At 76.2% G+C, this 26,621-nt stretch carries 24 protein-coding genes; 8 read left to right on the forward strand and 16 right to left on the reverse strand.

Annotated elements, in window-relative coordinates:
* Positions 1–2: 2 nt before the first annotated feature.
* The gene (locus BLR12_RS07600) at positions 3–761 is read right to left on the reverse strand and encodes a DivIVA domain-containing protein (protein WP_091375702.1); all 759 of its coding nucleotides are present in this window, start codon (positions 759–761) and stop codon (positions 3–5) included.
* Positions 758–1,897 (reverse strand): globin domain-containing protein, encoded by a 1,140-nt coding sequence (locus tag BLR12_RS07605; RefSeq protein ID WP_091376582.1) that lies wholly within the window; start codon positions 1,895–1,897, stop codon positions 758–760. Before BLR12_RS07605 ends, BLR12_RS07600 begins: the two co-directional genes overlap by 4 nt.
* A gap of 159 nt (positions 1,898–2,056) precedes the next feature.
* On the opposite strand from BLR12_RS07605, the gene BLR12_RS07610 reads away from it, so the two are divergent.
* A complete protein-coding gene (locus BLR12_RS07610; protein ID WP_091375705.1) occupies positions 2,057–2,512 on the forward strand; it encodes a MaoC family dehydratase in 456 nt (151 codons plus the stop codon).
* Here the strand turns inward: BLR12_RS07610 and BLR12_RS07615 are convergent.
* The 6 genes from BLR12_RS07615 to BLR12_RS07640 all read right to left on the reverse strand — a co-directional run bounded on the left by BLR12_RS07615 (position 2,433) and on the right by BLR12_RS07640 (position 10,162).
* The gene (locus tag BLR12_RS07615; RefSeq protein ID WP_091375708.1) at positions 2,433–2,888 is read right to left on the reverse strand and encodes a hypothetical protein; all 456 of its coding nucleotides are present in this window, start codon (positions 2,886–2,888) and stop codon (positions 2,433–2,435) included. The two genes, BLR12_RS07610 and BLR12_RS07615, sit on opposite strands and share 80 nt — an antisense overlap.
* 73 nt (positions 2,889–2,961) lie before the next feature.
* Positions 2,962–4,080: an NDMA-dependent alcohol dehydrogenase gene (locus BLR12_RS07620; protein ID WP_091375710.1), complete on the reverse strand. Its 1,119-nt coding sequence runs from the start codon at positions 4,078–4,080 to the stop codon at positions 2,962–2,964.
* Between the two features lie 271 nt (positions 4,081–4,351).
* On the reverse strand, positions 4,352–5,146 hold the full coding sequence (locus BLR12_RS07625) for a helical backbone metal receptor (RefSeq protein ID WP_091375713.1): 795 nt from the start codon (positions 5,144–5,146) through the stop codon (positions 4,352–4,354).
* Positions 5,147–5,148: 2 nt separating this feature from the next.
* Positions 5,149–8,382, reverse strand: a complete 3,234-nt coding sequence (gene icmF, locus BLR12_RS07630) for a fused isobutyryl-CoA mutase/GTPase IcmF (protein WP_091375716.1) — start codon at positions 8,380–8,382, stop codon at positions 5,149–5,151.
* Between the two features lie 44 nt (positions 8,383–8,426).
* Positions 8,427–9,011, reverse strand: a complete 585-nt coding sequence (locus tag BLR12_RS07635; RefSeq protein WP_255363356.1) for a GNAT family N-acetyltransferase — start codon at positions 9,009–9,011, stop codon at positions 8,427–8,429.
* 17 nt (positions 9,012–9,028) lie between these two features.
* On the reverse strand, positions 9,029–10,162 hold the full coding sequence (locus BLR12_RS07640; RefSeq protein ID WP_091375718.1) for a hypothetical protein: 1,134 nt from the start codon (positions 10,160–10,162) through the stop codon (positions 9,029–9,031).
* 90 nt (positions 10,163–10,252) lie between these two features.
* Between BLR12_RS07640 and BLR12_RS07645 the strand changes: the two genes are divergently transcribed.
* Positions 10,253–10,831 (forward strand): TVP38/TMEM64 family protein, encoded by a 579-nt coding sequence (locus tag BLR12_RS07645; RefSeq protein WP_091375720.1) that lies wholly within the window; start codon positions 10,253–10,255, stop codon positions 10,829–10,831.
* A 609-nt stretch (positions 10,832–11,440) separates the two neighbouring features.
* A complete protein-coding gene (locus tag BLR12_RS07650; protein WP_091375723.1) occupies positions 11,441–13,027 on the forward strand; it encodes an HNH endonuclease signature motif containing protein in 1,587 nt (528 codons plus the stop codon).
* 210 nt (positions 13,028–13,237) lie between these two features.
* Here BLR12_RS07650 and BLR12_RS07655 read toward each other — a convergent pair whose 3' ends face one another.
* A complete protein-coding gene (locus tag BLR12_RS07655) occupies positions 13,238–14,413 on the reverse strand; it encodes a cysteine--tRNA ligase (protein ID WP_091375726.1) in 1,176 nt (391 codons plus the stop codon).
* Between the two features lie 60 nt (positions 14,414–14,473).
* Here BLR12_RS07655 and pdxY point away from each other — a divergent pair, with 60 nt between their 5' ends.
* On the forward strand, positions 14,474–15,325 hold the full coding sequence (gene pdxY, locus BLR12_RS07660) for a pyridoxal kinase PdxY (RefSeq protein ID WP_091375729.1): 852 nt from the start codon (positions 14,474–14,476) through the stop codon (positions 15,323–15,325).
* Positions 15,326–15,380: 55 nt separating this feature from the next.
* Here the strand turns inward: pdxY and BLR12_RS07665 are convergent, their stop codons facing one another.
* Genes BLR12_RS07665 through BLR12_RS07680 form a run of 4 tightly spaced genes read right to left on the reverse strand, consistent with a single transcriptional unit; the run spans position 15,381 to position 19,949 of the window.
* The gene (locus tag BLR12_RS07665; RefSeq protein ID WP_091375732.1) at positions 15,381–16,316 is read right to left on the reverse strand and encodes a quinone oxidoreductase family protein; all 936 of its coding nucleotides are present in this window, start codon (positions 16,314–16,316) and stop codon (positions 15,381–15,383) included.
* The gene (locus BLR12_RS07670) at positions 16,313–17,737 is read right to left on the reverse strand and encodes an NADP-dependent succinic semialdehyde dehydrogenase (protein WP_091375735.1); all 1,425 of its coding nucleotides are present in this window, start codon (positions 17,735–17,737) and stop codon (positions 16,313–16,315) included. Before BLR12_RS07670 ends, BLR12_RS07665 begins: the two co-directional genes overlap by 4 nt.
* A gap of 44 nt (positions 17,738–17,781) precedes the next feature.
* Entirely contained in the window at positions 17,782–18,870 is a 1,089-nt protein-coding gene (locus BLR12_RS07675; protein WP_091375738.1) for a glycosyltransferase, read from the reverse strand.
* Positions 18,867–19,949 (reverse strand): glycosyltransferase family 9 protein, encoded by a 1,083-nt coding sequence (locus BLR12_RS07680; protein ID WP_091375740.1) that lies wholly within the window; start codon positions 19,947–19,949, stop codon positions 18,867–18,869. The genes BLR12_RS07675 and BLR12_RS07680 overlap by 4 nt, the downstream gene beginning before the upstream one ends.
* Positions 19,950–20,032: 83 nt before the next feature.
* Here BLR12_RS07680 and BLR12_RS07685 point away from each other — a divergent pair, with 83 nt between their 5' ends.
* From BLR12_RS07685 to BLR12_RS07700, 4 genes are read left to right on the forward strand one after another with little or no spacing between them, the layout of a single operon-like run.
* On the forward strand, positions 20,033–21,220 hold the full coding sequence (locus BLR12_RS07685; RefSeq protein ID WP_091375743.1) for a glycosyltransferase: 1,188 nt from the start codon (positions 20,033–20,035) through the stop codon (positions 21,218–21,220).
* Positions 21,217–22,995: a glycosyltransferase family 2 protein gene (locus BLR12_RS07690; protein WP_091375746.1), complete on the forward strand. Its 1,779-nt coding sequence runs from the start codon at positions 21,217–21,219 to the stop codon at positions 22,993–22,995. The genes BLR12_RS07685 and BLR12_RS07690 overlap by 4 nt, the downstream gene beginning before the upstream one ends.
* The gene (locus BLR12_RS07695; RefSeq protein WP_091375749.1) at positions 22,992–23,390 is read left to right on the forward strand and encodes a hypothetical protein; all 399 of its coding nucleotides are present in this window, start codon (positions 22,992–22,994) and stop codon (positions 23,388–23,390) included. The genes BLR12_RS07690 and BLR12_RS07695 overlap by 4 nt, the downstream gene beginning before the upstream one ends.
* Before the next feature lie 33 nt (positions 23,391–23,423).
* Positions 23,424–24,248 carry a competence protein CoiA family protein gene (locus BLR12_RS07700; protein ID WP_091375752.1) on the forward strand — a complete coding sequence of 275 codons (825 nt, stop codon included), beginning with the start codon at positions 23,424–23,426 and terminating at the stop codon, positions 24,246–24,248.
* Between the two features lie 12 nt (positions 24,249–24,260).
* Here BLR12_RS07700 and BLR12_RS07705 read toward each other — a convergent pair whose 3' ends face one another.
* From BLR12_RS07705 to BLR12_RS07715, 3 genes are all read right to left on the reverse strand, one after another.
* A complete protein-coding gene (locus BLR12_RS07705) occupies positions 24,261–24,689 on the reverse strand; it encodes a vitamin K epoxide reductase family protein (RefSeq protein ID WP_255363357.1) in 429 nt (142 codons plus the stop codon).
* 225 nt (positions 24,690–24,914) lie between these two features.
* On the reverse strand, positions 24,915–25,373 hold the full coding sequence (locus BLR12_RS07710; protein ID WP_143018736.1) for a hypothetical protein: 459 nt from the start codon (positions 25,371–25,373) through the stop codon (positions 24,915–24,917).
* 33 nt (positions 25,374–25,406) lie between these two features.
* On the reverse strand, positions 25,407–26,618 hold the full coding sequence (locus tag BLR12_RS07715; protein ID WP_091375756.1) for a glycosyltransferase: 1,212 nt from the start codon (positions 26,616–26,618) through the stop codon (positions 25,407–25,409).
* Between the last annotated feature and the right edge of the window lie 3 nt (positions 26,619–26,621).

Below are 26,621 nucleotides of genomic sequence, written 5' to 3' on the forward strand. Positions count from 1 at the left end.
CGTCACCGCACCGAACGCCCGACCCCGCTCTGCTGGCCGGATCCGGCACCCTCGTCGCCGCCGCCGTTGTCGTCGCGCGGCGCCTCCAGTGCCACGTTCGGCGCCGGGGCCCGGGAGCTCCCGGCCGGGATCCCCCGCGGTGCCGACGGCGGCAGTGCCCCCGGGTGCGCCCGGCCCCACTCGGTCTCGACGTCGACGAGCAGCGCCTCGAGGTAGGCGCGCAGCTGCGTCCGGCACGCCTGGCCGAAGGCCTTGAGGTAGGCCACCTGCTCCTCGAGCTCCTGGGTGCTGCGCGGTGGGGCGTCGACCGTGGCAGGACGCTCCCCGGCGGTCATCCGGGCCGCGGCCTCCTGCGCGGCCTGGATGATGGCGCCGGCGTTCTCCCGCGCCCGTCGCACCTGCTCCTCGTACTGCGCCCGCGCGTCGGCGGTCATCTGCCGGCTGAAGTCCTCGGCCTCGGCGACGTAGCTGTCGGCGGTCTGCTGCGCGGTGGCCAGGATGCGCACGGCCTGGTCGCTCGGCGCCTCCGGCACGGGCGCACCGGCGACCTCCTCCTGCAGGGCGCGCACCTGATCGCGGAGCTCCGCCTTGTCCGCGTGCAGCCGGGCCAGCTCGTCGGCCACCCGGTCCAGGAAGCGGTCGACCTCGACGTCGTTGTACCCGGGCCGCAGCATGGTGGCGCGCGGCAGCTGCACGCTGCGCACGTCGCGGGGGCTCATCCGCCGCTCGACGCGCTCCGGCTGGTGGGGCTGGATGCTCATTCGGTGACCTCTCCGTCAAGGCTGGGACCCAGCCGGCTGGGCGCGAAGACCTCGCTGCGGATCCGTTCGGGGCGGACGCCGGCCTGCACCAGCCGCGTCGTCGTGTCCTGGACCATCGCGGCCGGCCCGGCGACGTAGACGTCCCGGCTCGACCAGGGACCGTGCCGGACGACGACCTCCCCGACGTCGCCCTGCTCCAGCGGTGACAGGTCGTCGGCCGAGACGGCGAAGGTCACCGTCAGCCACGCGTGCTCCTCCGCCAGGCGCTCGAGGTCGGCCCGGTCGTAGATGCGCTCCTCGGTGCGGGAGCCGACGAACAGGTCGACCCGCCGCGGCGGCCCGATCCGGGCGACGTGGTCGACCACCGCCTTGAGCGGGGCCAGCCCGGTGCCGCCGGCGACCAGCAGCAGGTCGCGGTCGGACTCCGCGTCGAAGGCGATGTGGCCCACCGGTGGCCCCAGGTGCAGCACGTCGCCCTTGCCCACCCGGCGGACGAGGGCGGCACCGACCGGTCCGCCGTCGTAGGCCCGGACGTGGATCTCCACCAGTCCGTCCGGGCGCGGGGCGTTGGCCGGCGAGTAGTAGCGCCACAGCTTGGGCCGCACGTCGGTCTCCAGCGAGACCGACTGGCCGGCCTCGTAGGGGAACTCCGGCTCGGGCCGCAGCCACAGGACCGCGGTGTCGATGGTCCGGCGCTCGTGCCCCACGACCTCGGCGTCCCACCACGGCGGCTGGCCGGAGGCCTCCTCGGCCGCCTCCACCATCACCTGGGCGACCAGCCCGTAGGCCGTCGTCCAGCTCTGCTCCAGTGCGGCGTCCCACTCGTCGTCGAAGTGCCGGAGCGTGGCGATCAGGCTGGCGCCGACGGCCGGGTAGTGCTCGGCGACGGTCCCGAACTTGCGGTGGTCGCGGCCCAGCGCCTGCAGGATCGGCACCAGGCGGTCGAGGTCGTCCACGTAGGCCACCACGTCGCCGAGTGCCTGGAAGAGCCGGTCGCGCTGGTGGGCCATCGACACGGGGAAGAGTCGCCGCGTCTCGGGGTGGCTCAGGAACAGGTGCGAGTAGAAGTACAGCGGCGCCTCGTCGCCGGCCGCTGCCGCCTTGGCGAAGCTCGCCCGCATGGCAGGGATGTCCATCAGCACCTCCGTCCCCCGTGCTGCTCGACGTCCGCTCGACCCCCGACCGTGCTCTACGGCCGGTGACCGAGTCGTGGCTCAGGAACGACCGTATCGACCGCCGGGCGCGATCGCGATCCGGCCCCCCGTGGACACCGACGACGCCCTACGGTCGGCCGGGTGAGCGACGAGCGCTGGTTCGACGACTACGTCCCGGGCACGACGTCCGAGCACGGACCGCTGCGGGTTACGGAGGACGACGTCGTCGACTTCGGCCGCCGGTTCGACCCGCAGCCGTTCCACGTCGACGCCGAGGCGGCCGCGGCGGGACCGTTCGGTGGGCTGATCGCCAGCGGCTGGCACACGTGCGCGCTGGTGATGCGGCTGCTCGCCGACGAGTACCTCTCCCCCGTCTCCAGCCTCGGCTCCCCCGGCATCGACGAGCTCCGCTGGGTGGCGCCGGTGCGCCCCGGTGACGAGCTCACGCTGCGGACGACGGTCGCCGAGGCCCGGCCGTCCCGCTCCAGACCCGACCGCGGGCTGGTGCGCACCGCCATCACGCTGCTGCGCCAGGACGGCGCCGTCGTGCTGACCATGACCGCGATGAACCTGGTCCGGGTCCGACCGCCCGGCTGAGGATCCAGCCGCGGCGCCCCAGCGGCTGGGCCGCCCAGTCCGCGACGGCCCGCGCCGCGCGCCGCCAGACCGGCTCGGCCAGCCGCGCCTCCAGGCCGGCGAGCCGGTGCTCGAGCGCGGCCAGCCGCACCGTCTCCCCCGCCGCGACCGCGGCCGGACGGTCGGCCGCGAGCCGGGCGAGGCCCTCGGTGAGCGCACCCACCAGGTCCGCGGCCTCGTCCGGTCGCAGTTTCACCGTCCCCACGCAGAGGTCGTCGCGCCACATGCTCAGGTTGAGCAGGCCGACCTCGTCGTGGGTGGCCACGCGGACCGCGCGGGCCCGGTCGCGGGCGTCCCACACCCAGCGTCCGCGGGCCGGGAGGGGCAGCACCGTCATCGCCGGAGGGTAGCCGGGCAGGCCCCCTGCAGGGTCCCCTCGCGAGCTCGCGGGTGACGGGGGCAGGGCTCCCTCACTCGAAGAGGACCAGCCCCCGGATGTTCGTCCCGGCCTTCATGTCGTCGTACCCCTGGGCGACCTGGTCGAGGGTGTAGGTGCGGGTGACGAGGGCGTCGAGCTCCAGCGTGCCCGCCGCGTACTGGGCAAGCAGGTTCGGGATGTCCCACCGCGGGTTGCAGCCGCCGAACAGCGCCCCCTGGAGCCGTTTCTGGAAGACCGTGAACATGGTGGTGTTGATCGGGATGCCGCCCTGCCGCATCCCGCCGGTCCCGGTGAGCACGACCGTGCCGCCCTTGCGGATCGAGTCGACCGCCTCGGCGATGTGGTTCCCGTCCACGACCCCGACGGTCACGATGGTCGCGTCGGCGCCCTGGCCCTGCGTGAGCGACCGGGCGATGGCGGTGCCCTCGGCCATCGTCGCGGCCGTGTGCGTCGCCCCGAAGCGCACGGCGGTCTCCCGCTTGAACTCCACCGGGTCGACGGCGATCACCGCACGGGCCCCGATGGCGCAGGCGGCCTGCACGCTGTTGGTGCCGACCCCGCCGACGCCCATCACGACCACCACGTCACCGGCCCGGGCGTCGGACATGCGGGTGACCGACCCCCACCCCGTGGCGACCCCGCAGCTGACCAGCACGGCCCGCTCCAGTGGCACGTCGGGGTCGATCTTCACCGCCGACCGGACGTCGACGACCGTGTGCCGGCTCAGCGCCGAGACCCCGTGCGCCTGGACCACCGGGCGGCCCCGGTGGCTCATCCGGAAGCTGGTGGGGTCGTCGAGCCGCGCGCCGGTGAAGAGCCGCCCGCCGAGGTCGCAGAGGTTCTGCTGCCCGGTCGAGCACATCCGGCACTCGCCGCAGACCGCCGTGAAGCACAGCACCACGTGGTCGCCCTCGGCCCACCCCGGCGTGTCCGGGCCGACCTCGACGACGACCCCCGCCCCCTCGTGGCCGCCCGCTATGGGCAGCCGGAACGCCGGGGAGTCGCCGACGGCCACGTGGTCGTCGGTGTGGCAGAGCCCGGCGGCGACCATGCGGACCAGCAGCTCACCCCGCCGGGGGCCGTCCAGGTCGACCTCGGTCGGTTCGTACCGGCCGGGCTGGGAGTGCAGGAGTGCGCTGACGGTCTTCACGGCTGTTCCTCGTCTCCTCGGCGTCCGAGGTCTCGCGGTCCCCGGGGAGGGCGCCCACCTGGCTGAGGCGAGGTGGTGCGGACGTGCTCGTGCGTGCTCCCACGTCGCCGCGGCCCCGGGACCGGGGGCTCGGGGCCGTCGGGCGGCGTGGAGGAGGAACGGACCGTGTTCACGGCGAACTCCCAGGCAGTTCATAGCGGACTCCCAGGCTCGGTGTCACCGGCAACCCCAGGTGCCCCGTCCCCGTCGCGACGCCGGGCCGGACCCCAGGTCAGCCGCGCGTCGCCGCCAGCAGCCGGGCGCGTGCCGGGCCGAGCGAGGGGCCGTACCAGGTGAGGTCGCGGCCGGAGACCAGCGCGGTGCGGGTGCCCGGGAAGGCCTCGGGCCCGTCGTCCGCGGTGAAGGGGTAGGGCTCGTCGGGCAGGACGACGACGTCCGGCCCGGCGGTCGCGATCTCGGGCAGGTCCACCTTCGGGTAGCGGTCCTCCGCGTCCGCGAAGACGTTGACCAGCCCCAGCCGGGCCAGCACGTCGCCGGTGAAGGTGCGGGGCCCGACGACCATCCACGGGTCGCGCCAGACCGGGACGGCGACCCGGAGAGCAGTCGCCGGCGGCGGCTGCGACCACGCTGCGGCCGCCTCTGCGAGCCAGGCCGGCTCCCCCACGTCGAGCACCTCGCCGAAGAGCCGCCGCATCGACGTCAGCGCCTCGTCGACCGACTCGATGACGGTCACCCACACCGGGACGCCGGCCGCCCGCAGCCGCTCGACGTCCAGCCGCCGGTTCTCCTCCCGGTTGGCGACGACCAGGTCGGGGGCCAGTGCCGCGACCGCCGCCCGGTCGGGGTTCTTGGTGCCCCGCACCCGGGCGACGTCGAGCCCGGCCGGGTGGGTGCACCAGTCGGTGGCGCCGACCAGCCGCTCGGGCACGGTGACCGCGAGCGCCTCGGTGAGCGACGGGACCAGCGAGACCACCCGCCGCGGCGGCCGCAGCAGGTCGACCGGGTGGCCGAGGTCGTCGACGGTGCCTTTATCGCGATATTGGCACCGGTCAGGCGGGGGGTGCACGGTCAGACGTTGCGCCGGTACTGGCCGCCCACCTCGAAGAACGCGTCGCTGATCTGGCCGAGCGAGCAGACCCGGACGGCGTCCATCAGCGCGGCGAAGACGTTGCCGCCCTCGGTGGCCGCGCGCTGGAGCTCGGCCAGCGCGGCCGGTGCCTCGTCGGCGTGCCGGGCGTGGAAGTCCGCCAGCCGCTGCAGCTGCGACTGCTTCTCCGCCTCGGTGGCGCGGGCGAGCTCCAGCGGCTTCGGGGGCGCCTCGTCGCGGTGCGGGTCGAGGAAGGTGTTGACCCCGACGATGGGCAGGCTGCCGTCGTGCTTGCGGTGCTCGTAGAGCATCGACTCGTCCTGGATCCTGCCGCGCTGGTAGCCGGTCTCCATGGCGCCCAGCACCCCGCCGCGCTCGGCGATCCGGTCGAACTCGGCCAGCACCGCCTCCTCGACCAGGTCGGTGAGCTCCTCGATGACGAACGAGCCCTGCAGCGGGTTCTCGTTGCCGGCCAGCCCCCACTCGCGGTCGATGATCACCTGGATGGCCAGCGCCCGGCGGACCGAGTGCTCCGACGGCGTGGTCACCGCCTCGTCGTAGGCGTTGGTGTGCAGGCTGTTGGCGTTGTCGTAGATGGCGCAGAGGGCCTGCAGCGTCGTCCGGATGTCGTTGAAGTCCATCTCCTGGGCGTGCAGCGACCGGCCGGAGGTCTGCACGTGGTACTTCAGCTGCTGGGACCGCGGCCCGGCGCCGTAGCGCTCCTTCATCGCGACCGCCCAGATGCGGCGGGCGACCCGGCCGATCACCGAGTACTCGGCGTCCATGCCGTTGGAGAAGAAGAAGGACAGGTTGGGTGCGAAGTCGTCGATCGCCATGCCGCGGGCGAGGTAGGCCTCGACGTAGGTGAAGCCGTTGGCGAGGGTGAAGGCCAGCTGGCTGATCGGGTTCGCCCCGGCCTCGGCGATGTGGTAGCCGGAGATCGAGACCGAGTAGAAGTTCCGCACCCGGTGGTCGATGAACCACTCCTGGATGTCGGCCATGCAGCGCAGCGCGAACTCGGTCGAGAAGATGCAGGTGTTCTGGCCCTGGTCCTCCTTGAGGATGTCGGCCTGCACCGTGCCGCGGACGGTGGACAGCACGAACGCGCGGACCTCCTCGACCTCGGCGGCGTCGGGCTCGCGGCCCTCGTCGGCGCGGAACCGATCCAGCCGCTGGTCGATCGCGGTGTTGAGGAACATGGCCAGCACCGCGGGCGCCGGGCCGTTGATGGTCATCGACACCGAGGTGGTGGGGCTGCACAGGTCGAAGCCGCTGTAGAGCACCTCCATGTCGTCGAGGGTGGCGATGGAGACGCCGGAGGTGCCGACCTTGCCGTAGACGTCCGGGCGCGGGTCGGGGTCGCGGCCGTAGAGGGTGACCGAGTCGAACGCCGTGGACAGCCGGGTCGCCTCGTTGCCCGCGGACAGCATCTGGAACCGGCGGTTGGTGCGGAAGGCGTCGCCCTCGCCGGCGAACATCCGCGCGGGCGCCTCGCCGGAGCGCTTGAACGGGAAGACGCCGGCGGTGAACGGGTAGCCGCCGGGCAGGTTCTCCCTGCGCAGGAAGCGCAGCAGCTCGCCGTCGTCCTGCGTGCGGGGCAGCGACACCCGGCGCACCCGGTTCCCCGACAGCGTCTCGCGGGTCAGCGGGGTGCGGATCTCCTTGCCGCGCACCGTGTAGACGTACTCCTCGCCCGAGTACGCCTCGACCCGCGCCGGCCACTCGTCGAGCAGCGCGCGCACGTCGGGCAGCAGCTCGCGGGCGGCGGCCTCCGCGGCGGCCCGGGCGGCCTCGGCGGCGTCCCCGCCGAGGACTTCGGCGGCCGTGGTCAGGTGCTGCCGGCGCCGCGCGATCCCGGCCTGGGCCTCGGTCGCCGCGTGGTACCCGCGCACCGCGTCGGTGATCTCGGCCAGGTACCGCGCGCGCTGCGCGGGGACGACGCTGGTCAGGCCGGACGACGCCTTGACGTCGACCCCCGGCAGGACGCCGGCGCCCGCGGGCAGGCCCTCGTCGACGAGCAGGCCGAGCAGGTGCTGGTACAGCGCGGTCACGCCGTCGTCGTTGAACCGGGCGGCGCTGGTGCCGAAGACCGGCATGTCCTCCCACGGCTGCCCGAAGGCCTCGCGGTTGCGCACCAACTGCCGGGCGACGTCGCGGCGGGCGTCCTCGGCCCCGCGCCGCTCGTACTTGTTGATCGCGACGACGTCGGCGAAGTCGAGCATGTCGATCTTCTCCAGCTGCGACGCGGCACCGAACTCCGGCGTCATCACGTACAGCGCGACGTCGGAGAACGGCACGATGCCGGCGTCGCCCTGCCCGATGCCCGGCGTCTCCACGACCACCAGGTCGAAGCCGGCGGCCTTGACCGCGCACAGCACGTCGTCCAGGTGCTCCGGCGTCTCCGCGCCGGCGTTGCGGGTGGCCATCGAGCGGAAGAAGGTGTGCGACCCCTCGCCGGTCTCCAGGGCGTTCATCCGGATGCGGTCGCCGAGCAGTGCCCCGCCGCCGCGGCGCCGGGTCGGGTCGATCGCGAGGACGGCGACCCGCAGCTTGTCCTCCTGGTCGGTGCGCAGCCGGCGCAGCAGCTCGTCGGTGAGCGAGGACTTGCCCGAGCCGCCGGTGCCGGTGATGCCCAGGACCGGCACCGTCCGGCCGTCGGCCGCCTGCCGCACCCGCGCGGCGAGGTCGGCGTCGCGGCCGGACTCGAGCACCGTGATGGCGCGGGCGAGCGCGGCCGGGTCGCCGGTGCGCAGGGCCTCGACGTCCGGCCCCTGCTCGGTCAGGTCGACGTCGCACTCGCGGATCAGCTCGTTGATCATCCCGGGCAGGCCCAGGCGCTGGCCGTCCTCCGGGCTGAAGATGCGCACGCCCTGCTCGCGCAGCGCGGCGATCTCCTCGGGCACGATCACGCCCCCGCCACCGCCGAAGACCTTGACGTGCCCGGCGCCGGCCTCGGCCAGCCGCTCGACCAGGTAGCCGAAGTACTCGACGTGGCCGCCCTGGTAGGAGGAGATCGCGACGCCCTGCACGTCCTCCTCCAGCGCCGCCCGCACGACGCTGTCCACGCTGCGGTCGTGCCCGAGGTGCACCACCTCCGCGCCCTGGCTCTGCAGCAGCCGGCGCATCACGTTGATCGCGGCGTCGTGGCCGTCGAACAGGCTGGCCGCGGTGACGAACCGGACGGGGTGCGTGGGGACGTGCAGGTCGGACGGCATGCCGCTCCCGGGGGTCGGACGCCGACCTGCGCGGCCGCGCCGATTTAGTTGGACGTCCTAGTATCTCCCTCGCCGGCGGACGTGTCCACGGTGCGTCCGGGACGCTCCGGCGGGGCGTCGTCCGTCGGGTCGCCGAGCGGGCGCTGGTACCAGGCGACGTCGTGCCAGCGACCGAGCTTCCAGCCCACCCGGCGGTAGGTGCCGACCGGCTCGAAGCCCATCGCCGTGTGCAGCCCGACGCTGGCGTCGTTGGGCAGCCCGATGCCGGCCAGCGCGGTGCGGTAGCCGCGGGCGGCCAGCCGGTCGAGCAGTGCCGTGTAGAGGGCGCGGCCCCCGCCGGTGCGCCGGCGGCCCATCTCGGTGTAGACGCTCACCGACGTCGACCAGTCGTAGGCGGCCCGGGCGTTGAAGGTCGAGCCGTAGGCGTAGCCGACGACGCGGCCGCCGTCCTCCAGGACCAGCCAGGCGTGCCGCGCGAGCGCGGCCTCGATGCGGCCGGCCATCACCGCCGTGGTCGGTGGCTCGAGCTCGAAGGAGACGACGGTGTCGCGGACGTAGGGCGCGTAGATCTCCGCGCAGCGCGCGGCGTCGTCCACGGTCGCGTCCCTGACCAGCCGGCTGTGTGACACGGCACCATCCAACCGGGTCAGGGGTACGCCGCGTGCACGCCGTCGATCGACCAGACCGCGTCCCCGCCGACGGCCGCGCGCAGGTCGCGGTGGTAGTCGCGCAGCGCCTGCTCGTGGGTGAGGTCTCCCGCGAGGAGCTCGCGGGCCGCGGCCACGAGGCGGTCGAGGTCCTCGCGCACCCGCGCCCGCGTCATGCTCGGCGTCCGCGGGCCGTCGTCGCCGTCGACCACGACGTCCGCCGGGTCGAACTGGCTGAACGCCGGGTAGCGCTGCAGGTCGGGCAGCACCGAGCGGAACGGGACGCCGGAGTTCGACCAGTACTCGAACCAGCGCCCGCCCGACAGCGCCAGCCAAGGCGTGCCGACGGCGAGGGCGGCCATCCCGAAGCCGGAGTGCGGGGCGAGCAGGATGTCGCAGGCCTCGACCACGGCGAGCTGCTCGGCCAGCGGCACGTCGACGCAGTCGACCGGGTGCGACCGGTGGGCCAGCAGCGCGTCGACGTCGTCCCGACCCCAGCTGGTCGAGCTCCGCTCGTCCCGGGCCAGCCGGCCGAGCAGGACGAGCTGCAGGCCGGGGACGGCGGCGGCCAGCGCGTCGAGCACCAGCCGCCAGGAGCCGACGGAGGGGTACAGCGACGGGTCGCTCGACCCGGCCGGGAGGACGGCGATCCGCGGGCGGGCGTCGCCGCCGAGCCGTCGGGTCGCGGCCTCCCGGGCGGCGACCGGCAGGTCGAGGCGCACCGGCTGGTGCGGCAGGTAGCCGGCGCGGTCGGCGCCGACGACGGACCGCCCGGTGCGCGGCCGCAGGTGCGCGTCTGAGGCGGCGTAGTGGTCGCGCATCCCGGGGAAGAGGTCGAGCTGGAACGGCTGGTGGCGGCGGGTGTCGTCGACGACCCGGTCCCAGTCGCGGGGGACGCCGGCCAGCCGCTCGCGCGCGTGCGGGTCCGGCTCGAGGAACGGCGCGGCCACGGGGAAGACCGCGGACACGGCCGGGCACCAGGTGGCCAGCTCGGTCGGGGTGGCGGCGTTGAGCAGCACCGACACCTCGCGGCCGGGGACGGCGGCGGCGTGGCCGACGCAGTACTGCAGCGCCTCGATCGCGTGACCGAGCTGCTGGGCGTAGAAGAAGTCGACGAGGAAGCGCTCGGTCATCGCCGCCAGCGTCGCAGTTCCCGCAACCGGGTTCTCCGGGCACGCCCGTAGCGTGGAGGTCGTGCTGCCCCGCCCCGGACCCCGCCGGCCGTGCCGGTAGAGCCCGGGGCCGCGGACGAGCCGTCGCGCCGGCCGTGGCTGCGGCTCGCCGTCCTCGGCCTGCTCCTCGCGGTGGCCGTCGTCGTGGCGCTGACGGTCGACCGGCCCGGCGTGCCGGCGCTGCAGGGCTGGCTGGACGGCGCGGGCCCGCTGGGCTGGACGGCGGTCGTCCTCGGGGTGTCCGGCGCGCTGATGACCCCGATCCCCCGGACGGCGACCTCGCTGCTGCTGGGTGCCGCGGCCGGCTTCGGGCCGGGGCTCGCGGTGGCGGTCGTCGCCGGCTGGCTGGGCGGCCTGGGCGGGTTCGTCCTCGGCCGGCACCTCGGGCGGGACGCCGTCGCCCGCATCACCGGCCCCCGGCTGGCCCGCGCCGACCGGCTGTTCCGGCGGCGCGGCTTCCTGTCCGTGGTGGTCGCGCGGATGAGCCCGGTGCCGTTCTGGATGGTCAGCTACGCGGCCGGGCTGTCCAGCGTCCGGTGGCAGGCAGCGGCGCTCGGGACGCTGGTCGGCGTCGTGCCCGGCGGACTGCTGTACGTGGCCGTCGGCGCCTCGGTGGTCAGCTGGCTCTGACCCCCCTTTCGGGTCAGCTTCTGCATGTCGGCTTCTCGCAAGGCGTGCCTGGTGTCACAATGGTGAACATCAGGTGAACGAGAGGTGGCTGCCATGCGTACCAACCAGTGTCCGCAAGTTCGTTGGGTCCCGGTCGTCGACGCCGCGGGGCACCGACACATGGAGATGCGCTGGAGCGTGCCCGTGCCGGCCAGGCCGACGGCGCAACCGCAGGCGGGCCCCTCCGTACTGCGCGCCGCCTGACTCCTGCCGGCCGTCGACCACCCGGCTCCCGGGTGATCGACCCGGCGCGCGGACGCCTTGAGCGTCCGCGCCCTCCTGTCACCCGACCGGGGTCTGGCCCCGCCGGCTGACTTCGCGTCCCGCTGAGAGGGACCCCTCATCCGCTCCCCGCGTGTTGATCATCGGGTCGCTGCGCGCTGCCACGGCGTGTACGCGCCCATCGCGGGCGACAACTCCATGATCGTCGGCGGCTGGTGGTCCGTTGATCACTCGCGGTGGCCGGCCGTGTGGCGCGTCTACGCGAGTCGCGGAAAAGACCCTGGCATCGACGGCATCTTTGCTGGTCAGCGGCCAGAAAGTGTCGTACCCCCGCCCTAGGTTGGGGGCATGTTCTTCGGCGGGGGGTTCGGGGTCGGCCTGACGGTGGCCGACCTCGCACCGGCTGCCTTCGGTCCGCCGGTGGTCGGGTCGCCGGTGCTGGCCGAGGTGCTGCCGGTCTACGCCCGCACCGCGGAGGAGAAGGCCGCCGAGCTGGAGCGGGTGCAGCAGCTGAAGGCCGAGCTGGCCGCGTACGAGGTGGAGTTGGTCGCGGCGTTCGCCGCCGACCGCCCCGACACCCTGGACCGCCAACCCGGCCAGCGGGGTGCCCCCGCCGGGGACGGCTCGGTGCCCGGCCCCGGTGCGCGCGCGGGGGTGTCGGAGTTCTTCGCCGACGAGCTGGCGCTGGTGCTGCACTGCTCCCGGCAGGCGGCCAGTGTGCTGGCCGAGCACGCCTCCACCCTCACCCTCACCCTGCGCGCCACGCTGGCCGCGCTCGCGCAGGGCCGGCTGGACTGGTCCCGCGCCCGCACCATCGCCGAGGAACTCGGCGAGAAGGTGCGCGGCACCCACCCGCAGGTGCTCGCCGCGGTCGAGGCCGCCGTCCTCCCGGACGCGGCGGGGCTGTCGGTGCGCCGGCTGCGGGACCGGCTGCGCGCCGAGCTGGCCGCCCGGGACGCCGCCGCGGTCGACCGGGCCCGGGCGCGCGCCCAACGCGCGGTGGACGTGCGCCGCCGCCCGGTGGCCGACGGGGTCAGCGAGCTGGTCGCCGGGATGACCGACGAGCTGGCCGCCGCCTGCCACGCCCAGATCGACGCGCTCGCGCGGCGGGCCAAGACCGCCGGTGACGCCCGCCCGCTCGGGATGCTGCGCTCCGGGGTGCTGGCCGACCTGATCCTGCGCCCCTGGGCCGCCCCGGACCCGGTGGCCGCGCACCTGGAGGTGCAGGTGCCCCTCGGCGCCCTCACGCCCGACCGGTTCCTGGCCGCCGGCTCGCCCGTGCTCCCGGCCCTTGCGCGGCCCGGCGCGGTCGGGCAGCCCACCGGGGCGGTGGCCGGGGTGCCGATCACCGCCGCCCACGTCCGCGACCTGCTCGCCCAGCTCGACGCGATCGGCCTCACCGCCCCGCCCGGCGGGACGCTGCAGTTCTCGTTCACCGACGACCGCGGCGCGCTGACCGCGGTGGCCACCCTGCGCGAGCTGCGCGCCGCCGCCCGCCGCGGCTGCCCCACCCACCCGGCGGCCGGCTGCGGCTGCCCGGTCATCGGCCGGCCGCCGCCGACCGGCGCCTACCCGCCCACCGCCGCCCAGCGGCGGTTCATCCGCACCCGGGACCGCACCTGCCGCCACCCCGGCTGCACCAACAAAGCGGTGTGGGCCGACGCCGACCACGTCATCCCCCACGCCACCGGCGGCGCGACCGACTGCGCCAACCTGTGCTGCCTGTGCCGCCGCCACCACCGGCTCAAGACCTTCGCCCCCGGCTGGACCCACACCATCACCGCCGACGGGATCCTCACCGTCACCACCCCGAGCGGGGTGACCCGCACCAGCCGGCCACCCGGCCTGCACCTCACCGGCCCCCGCGTGCTCACCCGCCCACCCGACCAGCCACCACCGGCACCCGACCCCACCGACGACCCACCACCCTTCTGACCGACCGACCCCGCGCAACGACCCACGCCCGCGGCAGGGTCGGCGGTCCGGTCAGCACGATGGTGGCCGTGACCGCGACGGGGACGCCGGAGGAGCCCGGGGACGGGATCGGCCGTCTGTACGAGGAGCACCAGCGCGCCGCCGTCCCCGACCGGTGGCGCGACGACGTGGCAGGTGTGGACCCCGTGCTCCTCTACGCGGACCTGCACGTCAGCCCAGCGCGAGCACCCGGACGAGCTGGCGGGCGGCGTCCCCGCCGTCGGTGAGCGCGACCTCGAGGGCACCCGGCACGTCGAGGTCGTCGAGCAGCCGGTCGACCACCGCCCGGCTCGCCGTCGGCGACGAGCCGGGCCGGCCGGCGGCGGAGAACAGCGCGTCCAGCCGCGCGGACGCCGCGTCGACCAGCTCCGGCCGGTACTCCCACGGCTGCGACCACGGCCGGTCGAGGACGAGCAGCCGCAGCACCGGCCCGCTGGTCACGCGCAGCAGGTCCGCGACCAGGGTCAGGTTCCCGGTCGACTTCGCCATCTTGGCGCCGTCCTGCGCGACCGCACCGACGTGCACCCGGCTGCGCGCGAACGGCGCCACCCCCGACGCCGCCTCCGCCATGGCGGCCTGCTGCGCGTGGTGCGGGAACGCCAGGTCCGCGCCGCCCACCAGGACGTCGACCCCGCGGCCCAGGGTCGCCGTCGCCATCGCCGCGCACTCCGCGTGCCAGCCCGGCCGCCCCCAGCCCCACGGCGAGGGCCACGCGGGGTCGCGCTCCCCGGAGGGCCGCCACACCGGCACGTCGAGCGGGTCGTCGCGCAGCGGGTCGTCCGGATCGTCGCCGAACTCGGCGGCCAGCTCCCGGGCGCGGCCGACCTCGAGCCCGGCAGCGCTCACCGCCCCGGCGCCGCGGAAGAACACGTGTCCCTCCCGCTCGTACGCCGCCCCGCCCGCGAGCAGCGCCGCCGCCAGCTGCTGCACGTGGGCGACGTGGTGCCGGGCCCGCGGCGCGTGCGTCGGCGGCCGCACGCCGAGGGCGCGCATGTCCTGCTCGAACGCGAACTCCTGGCTCAGCGCGAACTCGTCGAAGTGCCGGCCGCGCGCGTCGGCGGCCCGGGTCAGCACGTCGTCCACGTCGGTGACGTTGCGGCTGGTCACCACCTCCGCGCCGGCCAGCCGGAGCACCGACCCGAGGACGTCGGCCCACACGAACGTCGCCGCGTGCCCGAGGTGGGTCACGTCGTAGGGCGTGATGCCGCAGACGTAGACCCGCGCGGGGCTGGTCACCGGCAGCGGACGCCCGCCCAGCCGGAGGTCGGCGGTGCGGACGTCGACCGGCTCGGCCACGCGGCCGGCGACGCCGACGATGCCGGGTGAGATCGGAGGGGGCAGGGCCATGCCGCCATCCTGCCGTCCTCGCCGGACCGCCCGCCGACCCGCTGTGCGACCGTCTCCCCCATGGTCGCCGTCCTCTCGATCCAGTCGCACGTCGCCTACGGACACGTCGGCAACTCCTCCGCCGTCTTCCCGTTGCAGCGCCTCGGCATCGAGGTGTGGCCGGTGCACACCGTCCAGTTCTCCAACCACACCGGCTACGGCGCCTGGCGCGGGCGGGTCTTCGACGGCCCGGCGATCGAGGAGGTCGTCGACGGCATCGACGAGCGCGGCGTGCTGGGCGGCTGCGACGCGGTCCTGTCCGGCTACCTCGGCTCGGCCGACATCGGCCACGCCGTCGTCCAGACCGTGCAGCGGGTGCGGCAGGCGAACCCGGCCGCGGTCTACTGCTGCGACCCGGTCATCGGCGACGTCGGGCGCGGCGTCTTCGTCCGCCCCGGCATCCCCGAGTTCATGCGCGAGACCGCCGTCCCCGCCGCCGATGTCGTCACCCCCAACCACTACGAGCTGGACTGGCTCGCGGGGACGACGACGAAGACCCTCGGTGACGTGGAGGACGCCGTCGCCGCGGTGCAGGCGCTCGGCCCCCGGGTCGTGCTCACCACCTCGCTGGACACCGACGACACCCCCGCGGACGCCGTCGACCTGCTCGCCTCCGAGGGCGGGCGGCACTTCCGGGTGCGCACGCCGCGGCTGGACGTGGCGGTCAACGGCGCCGGCGACGCCGTCGCGGCGCTGTTCCTCGCGCACTGGCTGTCCAGCCGGGACGCCGGGACCGCGCTGGCCGCGGCGGCCGCGTCCGTGCACGGGCTGCTGGCCGCCACCGAGGCCGCCCGCTCGCGGGAGATCCTGCTGGTCGCCGCGCAGGACGAGGTGGTGGCGCCGAGCCGCACCTTCCCCGTCGAGGAGGTCTAGCGGCCCCCTGCAGGGTCCCGGCGCGAGCGTGCGAGCGGTGGGGGGCAGGGGTCCTTCACCAGGGGACGAGCACCAGCTTCCCGTGGGAGTGGCCGGCCATCCCCTGCCGGTGCGCCGCGGCGACCTCCTCCAGCGGGAAGACGCCGGCGACCACCACCTCCAGGCGGCCGTCGCCGGCGAGCCCGGCCAGCTCGGTGCGGGCGGCGTCCCGCAGCTCGGTGCCCGGGTTGGCACCCGGCCCGCCGCCGAGCGCCCTGATCCCGTCGGCCGCGGCCCGGCCGAACGCCGCGATGGTGGCGATGCGCTGCCGGTCGGCGACCAGCTCCAGGGAGACGTCGACGGCCTCGTCGCTGCCGACCAGGTCCAGCGCGGCGTCCACGCCGTCCGGGGCGGCGGCGCGCACCCGGTCGGCCAGCCCGTCGCCGTAGCGCACCGGCTCGCCGCCCAGCCGGCGCACCAGGTCCGCGCCGTCCCCGCCGACGGTGCCGACCACCCGGGCGCCGCGCAGCACCGCGAGCTGCACGGCCATCAGCCCCACCCCGCCGGCCGCGCCGTGCACCAGCACGGTGTCGCCCGCGCCGACGCCGGTCGCGGTCAGCGCGTGCACCGCGGTGGCGCCGGTGAGCATGAGCCCGGCCGCCTGCTCCCAGCCCAGCGACGCCGGCTTGGGCACCAGCGCCGAGGTGGGGACGACGAGCTCGGCGGCGTACCCGCCCGAGACCCGGAACCCGATGACCTCGTCCCCCACCGCGACGGCGGCGTCCGGGCCCACGGCGGTGACCACGCCCGAGACCTCGAAGCCGAGCCGCTTCGGCAGCGCGGCCGGATCGGTGCCGAAGGCGCCGGTGTAGCTCTTCCAGTCCGCCGGGTTCACCCCGGCGGCCCGGACCGCGACCCGCGCCTGCCCGGGTCCGGGCTCGCCCACCGGCCGGTCGGCGACCGTGAGCACCTCCGGCCCGCCGTAGGCGGTCGCCAGGACGACGCGGGTCACTCGGCCGCCGCGCCCGCGGTGCTGCGGTCGGCCTGCTCGCTGCTGGGCGCGCCGATCCACACGGTCTTGGCGTTGCAGAACTCGTACATGCCCAACTCGGTCAGCTCACGGCCGTAGCCGCTCTGCTTGACCCCGCCGAACGGCAGCTCCGGGTAGCTGGTCGTCATCCCGTTCACGAACGCCATGCCGGACTGGATGTCGCGGATGAACCGCAGCCGCTCGCCCTGGTCCTCGCTCCACAGGTTCGAGCCCAGGCCGTACACGTGCTCGTTGGCCAGCCGGATGGCCTCGTCGAGGTCCGCGACGACGTGCAGCGCGGCGACCGGGCCGAACACCTCCTCCGACCAGATGCCCATCTCGGGGGTCACGCCGCTCACCAGGGTCGGCTCGTAGAACCAGCCCGGCCGGTCCACGCGCTTGCCGCCGGTGACGACCGTGGCGCCCTTGTCCACGGCGTCGGCGACGTACCGCTCGACGTCCTCCCGCCCGGACTCGGTGGCCAGCGGGCCGACCTGGGTGTCCTCGGCCATCGGGTCGCCGACGGTGAGGGCGGCCATCTTCTCGGCGAACAGCCGGGTGAACTCCTCGGCCACGTCGCGGTGCACGAAGAACCGCTTGGCCGCGATGCAGCTCTGCCCGTTGTTCTGGCAGCGGGCGGTCACCGCCACCTCCGCGGCGCGCTCCAGGTCCGCTGAGGGCATCACGATGAACGGGTCGGACCCGCCGAGCTCCAGCACGGTCTTCTTCAGCGCGTCCCCGGCGACCGTCGCCACCGCCTGGCCGGCGGCGTTGGACCCGGTCAGCGTCGCGGCGACCACCCGGTCGTCGCGGAGCACCGCCTCCACCTGCCCCGAGCCGATGAGCAGGGTCTGGAAGACGTCGTCGGGGAAGCCGGCCCGCCGGAACAGCTCCTCCAGGTACAGCGCGGTCTGCGGCACGTTGCTGGCGTGCTTGAGCAGGCCGACGTTGCCGGCCATCAGCGCCGGGGCGGCGAAGCGCATCGCCTGCCAGAGCGGGAAGTTCCACGGCATGACCGCCAGGACGACGCCCAGCGGCTGGTGGACGACGTAGGCCTCCACCGCGCCGACCGCCGACGCGTCGGCCGGCTGCGGCTGCAGCATGTCCTCGCCGTGCTCGGCGTAGTAGCGCAGCGCCTTGGCGCACTTGCCCACCTCGGCCTGCGCCGAGGCCAGCGTCTTGCCCATCTCGGTGGTCATCAGCTCGGCCACCCGCTTGGCGTCGCCGTCCAGCACGTCGGCGGCGGCGCGCAGCCAGCCGGCCCGCTGCTGGGCGGTGGTCAGCCGGTAGCCCTCGAACGCGGCGGCCGCGCGGGCGACCTTCTCCTCCACCGCCTCGTCGGTCAGCGGGTCGAAGGTCTGCAGCGTCTCGCCGGTGGCGGGGTTGATCGTCGCGATGGCCATGGACGGCGTCCTCTCCGGTCTGCGGGGCGTCGGTGCCCCGCTCCTCAACTCTCGTCCCCCGGGCCGTTCCCCGCGCCGGTCGGGGGCACACCCGCCGCGCGTGCGAGGACGGCGGACGTGCGGCGAGCCATCAGGTCCGCGTCGAAGGAGGCGACCGCCCGCTCCCGCGCCCGCCGTCCGAGCCGGGCGCGCGCGGACGGGTCGCCCACCAGCCCGGCCAGCGCGGCGGCCAGCGCCCCGGCGTCCTCCGGCGGGACGACGACGGCGTCGGCACCGACCGCGACCGCGACGTCCCCCACGTCGGTGGCCACGCAGGGCAGCCCCTCGGCCATCGCCTCCAGCAGCACCAGCGGCAGCGCCTCGCGGCGGGAGGACAGGCAGAAGACGTCGAGGCCGGCGAGGAAGCCGCGGACGTCGTCGACGAAGCCGCGGAAGGTGACCGGCAGCCCGGCGGCCGCGGCCCGCAGCCGCTCGCCGTCCCGCCCCTCGCCGCCGACCACGACCTCCACCGGCACGCCGTCGCCGGTCAGCGTGCGGACGGCGTCGAGCAGCACGTCGAAGCCCTTCTGCGCGGTCAGCCGCCCCAGCGCACCGATCCGCGGCACCGCGTTCCCGGCTGGCCCGGCCGGGTCGGCGGGGACGTCCACGCCGTTGGGGACGACGTGCACCCGTCCCCCCGGCACCCCGAGCTCCTCGACCAGCTGGCCGCGGGCGCCGGCGGCCGGGGTGAGGACGGCGGCCATCGCGCCGTACAGCCCGGCCAGGTGCGCCCGCCCCTCGCCGGTACCGACGTCGCCGGGCAGGTGCAGGACGCCGACCGTCGGGGCGACCTCCAGCGCCGCCGCCACCGCCGCCGCGTTGGACCCGGGGTCGACGAGGTTGACCAGGACGACGTCGGGCTCCTGCGCGGCGAGGCCGGCGCGCACCGCGGGCGCGGCGCCGGTGTGCCGGGCCAGCGGGACGGCGGCGAGCCGGCCGGGCGGGACCAGCGCGGCGAACCGCCCGGCGACCGGCTCGGCGCAGACCAGCGACGCCGTCCAGCCGAGGCCGCCGGCCCGGCGCAGCAGGTGACCGAGGTACACCTCGGCGCCGCCCCAGTTCTCGGAGTCGCAGACCAGCGACAGCCGGCTCACCGCGCCACCAGCGCCCGGGCGGCGGCGAGCACGTCGACGGGCCGCACCGAGTCCGCGCACCGGAAGTCGATCGGGCAGACCAGGTGCGGGCAGGGCGCGCACGGGACGTCGGCCACGACCGCGCGGTGCCGCGGCCCGCGGTGCGCCCACCGCACCGGGTCGCCGGGCAGGAAGACGGTGACGCTGCGCGCGCCGACGGCCGCGGCCAGGTGCGCCGAGCCGGTGTCGTTGCCGACCAGCACCGCGGCGTCGCGCAGCAGGGCCGCCAGCCCGCCGAGGCCGGTGGCGCCGGTGAGGTCGACCGCCGGGGCGCGCATCGCGGCGGCCACCGCGGCGCCGAGCGGCCGCTCCCCCGGCCCGCCGGTGACGACGACGGCCAGCCCGTCGGCGGCCAGCGCGTCCCCGACCGCGGCGTACCGCTCGACCGGCCACATCCGGGTGGGCGAGGAGGCGCCGGGGTGCAGGACGGCGTACCCACCCGGCACCAGGCCGTGCCGGTCGAGCGTGGCCGCGTGCCCGGCCTCCTCGGCGGGCGGGACCGGGAAGGCCATGACCGGCGGTCCGGCCGGCGGCACGCCGAGGTGCTCGAACAGCCGGGTGTGCCGCTCGGCCTCGTGCAGCTCCAGCGGGTAGCGCAGGTGCAGGTGCTCCGTGCCGGGCGGCGGGGTCCACCCGGTCGGCGCGAACCCGCCGACGAGCCGGGCGCCCAGCGCCGCGGTGACCCGGTTGGCGGCCGGCCGGTCGCCGTAGACCTGCAGCGCGAGGTCGAAGCGGCGCGCGGCGGCCGCGGCGGTGAAGGCGGCCCAGGACGCCGGGTCGGGCTCGCGGCCGGGCGGGCGGTCGGGCACGTCGTCCGCCCCCGGGAAGGCCAGCAGCTCGTCGACGGCGTCCCCCATCCGCTCGACCACCCCCGCGGTCTCCGCCCAGGTGACCAGGGTGACCCGCAGGTCCGGCCGGGCCGCGCGCAGCCGGTGCAGGGCGGGCAGCGAGCAGAGCAGGTCGCCCAGGCCCAGCCGCAGGCGCACCAGCGCCACGCGGCGCACGGCCGGGTCGGCGAGTGGGGCGGTCACCTGCGGCATCCTCCCCGGCGGCGACGGCGCCGCAACTCTGCTTCACTGCGGGTCCGTCGATCTGGGTTGAGTCACTCCAACCAGGAGGCCCCGTGCACCCCGTCCACGTGCTGAGGCTGTGCAGCGTGTTCGAGCCGCTGTCCGTCGACGGGCGGTCCGCGCGGTTCGACCCGGTCGGCGGGATGCAGAACCACACCGCCACGCTGACCCGCTGCCTGGACGCGCAGGGGCTCGCCCAGACGGTGGTCACCTCGCGGCTGGCCGGGCGCCGCGGACCGACCCCGCTCGGCCGCTCCGCCGTGGTCCACCGCACCGGGCTGCGCGTGCCGCGACTGCGCCAGCTGTGGGCCCTCGACGCGCTGCGCGTCGTCCTGCGCCGGCCCGCCCGGGCGGTCGACGTGGTGCACGCCCACCAGGGCGAGGACCTGGCCACCCTGCCGCTGGCCCGGCTCGCCGCTCGCCGGCACCGCTGCCCGCTGGTGGTGACCGTGCACTGCAGCGTCGGGCACACGCTGACCGGCCGGGGTCCGCGCACCCGGCTGCTGCGGGCGCTCGGCGGGTGGGTGGAGCGGTCGGCGCTGCGCCGGGCCGACGCGGTCGTCGTCCTCACCGACCGGACGGCGGCGGCGCTGGCCGCCGACGGGCTGCGCGCCGAGCACGTGCACACCATCCCGTCGGGCTTCGACCCGGCGCTGTTCGCCGGCCGCGCCGCCGACGCGTTCCCGGGAGCCGGCCGGCCGCGGATCGGCTACGTCGGCCGGCTGGCCCCGCAGAAGCGGGCCGACCTGCTGGTCGAGGCGTTCGGCCGGATGCGCGCCGACGCCTGGCTGGTCGTCGTCGGCGACGGGCCCGACCGCGAGCGGGTGCACCGGCTGGCGGCCGGTCTGCCGCGGGCGCACCTGACCGGCTTCGTCGAGCACTCCGCCGTCCCGGCCGTGCTGGCCGCTCTCGACGTCCTGGTGCTGCCCTCGGCGTACGAGGAGATGGGCTCGGTGCTCACCGAGGCCATGGCCGCAGGCCTGCCGGTGGTCGCCAGCGACGTCGGCGGCATCCCCGAGGTGGTCCGCGACGGGGTCACCGGCCTGCTCGTGCCGCCCGGGGACGTCGGGGCGCTGGCCGCCGCGCTGGACCGGCTGGCCGCCGACGCCGACCTGCGCGCCGGGCTGTCGGCGGGGGCGCGCGCCCGGGCGGACGGGTACTCGTGGCCGCGGCTGGCGGCCCGGGTGGCGGCGGTCTACGCGGGCGTGCGGGAGGGGCCCGCCTTCGGGCTCGCGGCGTGACCGCCGTCGGCGTGCTGGTGCCGGTGCACGACCAGGCGGCGTTCCTGCCCCGGGCGCTGGAGGGCCTGCTCGCCCAGTCCTGCACCTCGTGGACCGCGCTGGTGCTCGACGACGGCTCGCCGGAGCCGGTTCCCGGGCCGGCCGATCCGCGGGTGCGGCTGCTGCGGTGGGCGGCCAACCGCGGCCTCGGCGCCACGCTGAACGCCGGGCTCGACGCGCTGGAGACCCCGCTGGTCGCCTACCTGCCGGCCGACGACGTCTGGTCCCCCGACCACCTGGCCGCGCTGCTGGAGCGCCTGGCGGACCCGGACGTCGGGACCGCGGTGTCCCGCCTGGCCGAGCCGGCCGAGACCGCGTACGCCCAGCTGGTGCAGGTCGCCCACCGGGTCACCGCCGAGCGGTGGACCGAGCGGGCCGAGCTGGAGACCGACGACCTGGGCCGGCTGATGTGGGACCGGCTCCCCGGGCGGACGGCGGACACCGGCCGGGTCACCTGCTCGTGGACCCGGCACCCGGCACAGCGCTCGGCAGCGCTGCGCGAGTCGCGGGACGGCGGGTTGAACGTCTTCCGCAGCCGCTACCGGGTGCGCGAGCCGCTGCGCTTCGCCTCCACCGATGGTGGCGCCGTCGACGAGGTCGCCCGCTACGCCCGGTTCCGGTCACGGACGTACCCACCGGCCGCGGACGGGCTCTCCGTGCTGCTGGTCGGCGAGCTCGCGCTCAACCCCGAGCGGGTGCTCGCGCTGGCCGAGCGCGGGCACCGCCTCACCGGGCTCTGGACGGCCGACAGCCTGGGCGACGCCACCATCGGGCCGCTGCCGTTCGGGCACGTGCCCGACCTGGCGCGCGAGGACTGGCGGTCCGGCGTGCGGGCCCTGGCGCCCGACGTGGTGTGGGCGCAGCTGAACTGGCGCGCGGTGCCCTTCGCGCGCGAGGTGCAGTCCGCGTTCCCCGGGCTGCCGTTCGTGTGGACGTTCAAGGAGTCGCCGCAGCGCAGCACCGTGCGGGGCGAGTGGCCGCTGCTGGCCGAGCTGGTGACCCGTGCCCCGGCGTCCCTGTTCGCGACCGAGGAGGAGCGGGACTGGTTCGCCCTGGCGCTGTCCGGCCGGGTCGACCCCGCGCGGCTCGGGGTGCTGGACGGCGACCTGCCCAAGCGCGACTGGCTGGACGCACCGCTGTCGCCGAAGCTGTCGGACGCCGACGGGCAGCCGCACACCGTCGTCGCCGGCCGGCCGGCCGGGCTCGACCTGGACTGGGTGCTCGGGCTGGCCGCACGCGGCGTGCACACCCACCTCCACGGGCAGGTGCGGGCGCCCGGGCCGAAGGGGTCGTGGACCGGCTGGCTGGATGCCGCGCTCGCCGCCGCGCCGGAGTTCGTGCACGTGCACCCGCCGGTCGGGCCGGAGGACTGGGTGACCGAGCTGTCCCGGTACGACGCCGGGTGGCTGCACCGCTTCGACAGCACCAACGGCGGCGACCTGCGGCGGGCGACCTGGGACGACCTCAACTCCCCCGCCCGGCTCCCGGTCCACCTCGCCGCGGGACTGCCGCTGCTGCAACAGGCCAACCCGGGGTCGCTGGTGTCGGTCGAGCGGGTGCTGCGCCGCGACGGCACCGGGCTGCTCTACGGCTCCGCCGACGAGGTGGCCGACGTCCTGGCCGGGGAGCTGGCCGGCCGGCGGGGTGCCGCGGCCGCGCTCGCGGTGCGCGAGCAGCACACCTTCGACGCGCACGCCGACCGCGTGGTCGACCTGTTCCGGTCGGTGGCGTCATGACCTGGCGGGACGTGCCCCCGCGCCCACCGACGCCGGGTGAGCGACGGCTGCTCGACGCGCTGGCGGCCGTGGTCGGTGAGCCGCTGCTGCGCGCGCAGGCGGGGACGGCGCTCGTCGACGGGGTCTGCGGGTGCGGTTGCTCGTCCGTCCGGCTGAGCACCCCGTCGGCCGCCGTCCCCGCGGCCCGGGTCGCGGAGCTCTCGGCGACCGGGCGCGACGACCACCTCGCCGTGGAGGGCACCGGTCGGGGGCCGGACGGGCACGCGGTCGACGTCGTGCTGCACGTCGTCCGCGGCCGGCTGTACGAGCTGGAGGTGTTCGACCCGGTCGCCGGCGAGGGCGCCGCCGTCGACCCCGCGACGCTCACCGGGCTCGCAGATCCGGTGGTGACCTGAGTTCCCGTCGGACCCCCGTCCTACCGTCGCGGCGTGTCGAGCGAGCTGCGCTGGGCGGTGACGGACGGGCCGGCGGGGACGAGCCCCGTCGTGCTGCCCGAGGAGGCCGCAGCCGCCCGTGCGCTGGGGTCGCACCACGGCAGCGGCTTCTGGTGCTCCCGAGAGGCCGGCGGCTGCGGCGGCCGGCTCGCCCTGGACGGCGCCCGGCCGCGGTTCCGCCACGGCGGCGATGCGCGGTGCCGCTTCACCGGTCGCGGGTCCGACGCCGCTCCGGCGTACGAGCACCTCCGCTACCAGCGGGCCGTCGCGGCGTGGCTCACCGGGCAGGGGCACCGGCCGCGGATGGAGAAGGTGCCCGACGCCGGGTGCCGCACCGGCCTGCACGTCGCCGTGGACGAGGTGGGCCAGGCGGTCGAGGTGCAGCTGTCAGCCCTGCCGGACACGTCCTGGCGGGCCCGAGACGACCGCCTGCGTCAGCGGTTCCGGCACGTGACGTGGCTCTACGGTCCGGCGGCCGAGGTCGCCGGCGACACCGAGGTCGCCGTCCGCGGCGTCGCGTACGCGGTGCGCCGGCACAACACGGGGCTCCTCGTCGGCGTCCGGGACGTGGCCGGCGGGACGCGCTGGGTGCGGCTCGGTGCCTGCCGGCTCACCGCGGACGGCTTCGCGGCACCGGGCGCCGCGGAGGCCCGGGCGCTGCACGCGCGGCGCGCGGCCGAGCGGCAGGAGGCGGCGCGACGAGCCGCCCGGTGCGCGGCCAGGGCGGCGCAGGGGCCGTCGCTGTCCGGCCGGGTGCAGGCTGCCTCCGGCACCGGGGACCCGGCTCCGCCGCTGCAGCCGCTGCCCTTCCCGGGCTAGTCCCTCGGAGGGTCAGCCGCTGCGCACCTGCCGCCAGGCCCGCCGCGCCTCCGGCAGCGCGCGCGCCAGCGAGGCGACGGACACCGCGGTGGCGGCCTGGCACCGGGCGCACAGGGCCTCGTTCTCCCGCCACTCCTCGCTGGCCAGGGCCAGGTCGGTGACCACGTCGGTGGCGACCTCGGCGGTCATCAGCAGGGGCAGGACCGGCCGGTGGCGCGCCCGGTCCTGCCCGCCCGCCCCGGCCAGCCACGCGGTGACCGCGTAGGTGAGGACCATCACCAGGCCGTCCGGGCTGGAGGCACGGCGGTAGGCGTAGTCGGAGGCGTCGACGCGATCGCTGTCGAACGGCCCGACCGGTGGATCGGGCAGGTGGCGGAGGATCCCGGTCTGGTAGGCGCCGACGACCTGGCCGATGCCCGCACCCAGGAGCGAGAGACCCACGATCCCGCGGCGCCTGCGCAGGTCCGGGTCGGCACCGGTGCGCAGGTGGCGGGACAGCTGCGACGGGCTCGGGCTGCCACCGCCGTACCGCGGGAGGGGAACGGTCCGGAGGGTCCTCCTCAGGGGTCCGGACGGGACGGTGGCCACCGAGGGCTGTCCGCGAGGTCAGCGCGGGGAGCACGCGTCGGTGGTCGCGCGGTCAGCCGGTGACGACGGTGCCGCCCGTCAGGACGGCGAGCCGGTCGGGCTCTCCTCGTCGCGCGGGGGCACCGGCGCGTCGGTCTGCGGCGCGGGGCGGTCCCGGTGCAGCAGGTGCAGGTGCGGCAGGTGCAGGTGCGGGCGGTGCAGCGCGCTGCGGGTGTGCCCGATGCGGTCGGCCACCCGCGGCGGCAGGTGCACGTGCGGGAGGTGCGCCAGGTGCGGGTGCGGCACGCGCTGCGCGACCAGTGCCGCCGCGCGCACCCGGAGCGACGCCTCCTCGCGGGCCCGGATCTCAGCCCGGGCCGCCCGGTGGTTGCGCTCCCAGCGGGCTGTGTTGCCCCGTGCCATCGCGATGACCAGTGCGATCTCCAACCCGAAGCCGAGCACAGCGATGATCGCCCACTTCATGACGACCCACTCTCCGAGCCGCCGCAGCAGCCCGGCCCACCCGGCGTCAGCGGCGATGACGGCAGGATCCGTCAAGCCCCGTTGCGACACAAGGGAGTCCGGAACGACTCACCGCGCGACACGCCGGTACAGCTCCTGCAGCGCCGCGACATGGTCGAGGGGGTCGTGCCGGGACCGCACCCGGGCCCATCCGGCCCGGCCGAGACGGTCGGCCGCCGCGGGATCCGACAGCAGCCGGGTGAGCGTGCCGGCCAGCGCGGCGGCGTCCCCCGGCGGCACGAGCAGGCCGGTCTCGCCGTCGTCCACCAGCTCGGGCACGCCGCCCACGGCGGAGGCGACCACCGGCACCCCGTGGGCGGCGGCCTCCAGCACCGCCATCGGGCAGTTCTCCCACCACAGCGCCGGCAGGACGGCGACCGCCGCGGCCTGCAGCTCGGCGGCCACCCGCTCCGGCGGCAGCGGGCCCAGCACGTCCACCGGAAGCCCCTCCGCCGCGACCCGGGACCGCACCGCCCGCTCCAGCCGCCCGGACCCGGCCAGCCGCACCCGCACGCCGGCCGGCAGCCGGGCCGCGGCGTCCAGCAGCGTGTCCACGCCCTTCTCGGCGACCAGCCGCGAGGCGTACAGGACGACGGGCGGCCCGGTGGCGGACGGCCGGGGCGACGCCGCTGCCACCACCGGGTTGGGCAGCACCTGCACCCGCCCGGCCGGCAGCCCGCCCTCGACCACCCGGTCGCGGAGGAAGGCACTCGGCGCGAGGAAGCGGTCCACCCGCTGGTACACGCCGCGGGCGCGGGAGGCGTACGCGTCGGCGGCCGCGGCGACCGACCGCCAGCGCGAGCCCTCCAGGCAGCGGTGCCGCACCACCTGCCAGTAGCCGCCGGACAGGCAGCGGGTGCACGGCGCGCCGTCGGTGAACAGCCGGAAGTCCGGGCAGACCGGCTTGTAGTCGTGCAGCGTCATCACCGTCGGCACCCCGCGGCGCTGCAGCGCGTCGAGCACCGAGACGGTCAGCCGCTCGAAGACGTGGTGCACGTGCGCCACGTCCGGCCGCACCTCGTCGACCACCCGCACGAGCGCCCGGTACGCCCGGGGCGACCAGGTGCCCGCCCACGCCTCGCCGAACCGGGTCCGGGAGCCGCTGCCCGCCGCGGCCGGGAGCAGCGGGCGCACCGGCGTCGGCAGCGTCCGCTCCTCCGCGACCGCGAACGGCACCACCTCGTGGCCGGCCGCGCGCAGCAGCTCGGCGGTGAGCACCAGCATCGTCTCCGCGCCACCGGGCCCCTCGGTCCAGTGGTTGCCCACCAGCAGGACCCGCACGGG

It is taken from the genome of Geodermatophilus sp. DSM 45219, assembly GCF_900104025.1.
In the GTDB taxonomy this organism is placed as follows: Bacteria; Actinomycetota; Actinomycetes; order Mycobacteriales; family Geodermatophilaceae; genus Geodermatophilus.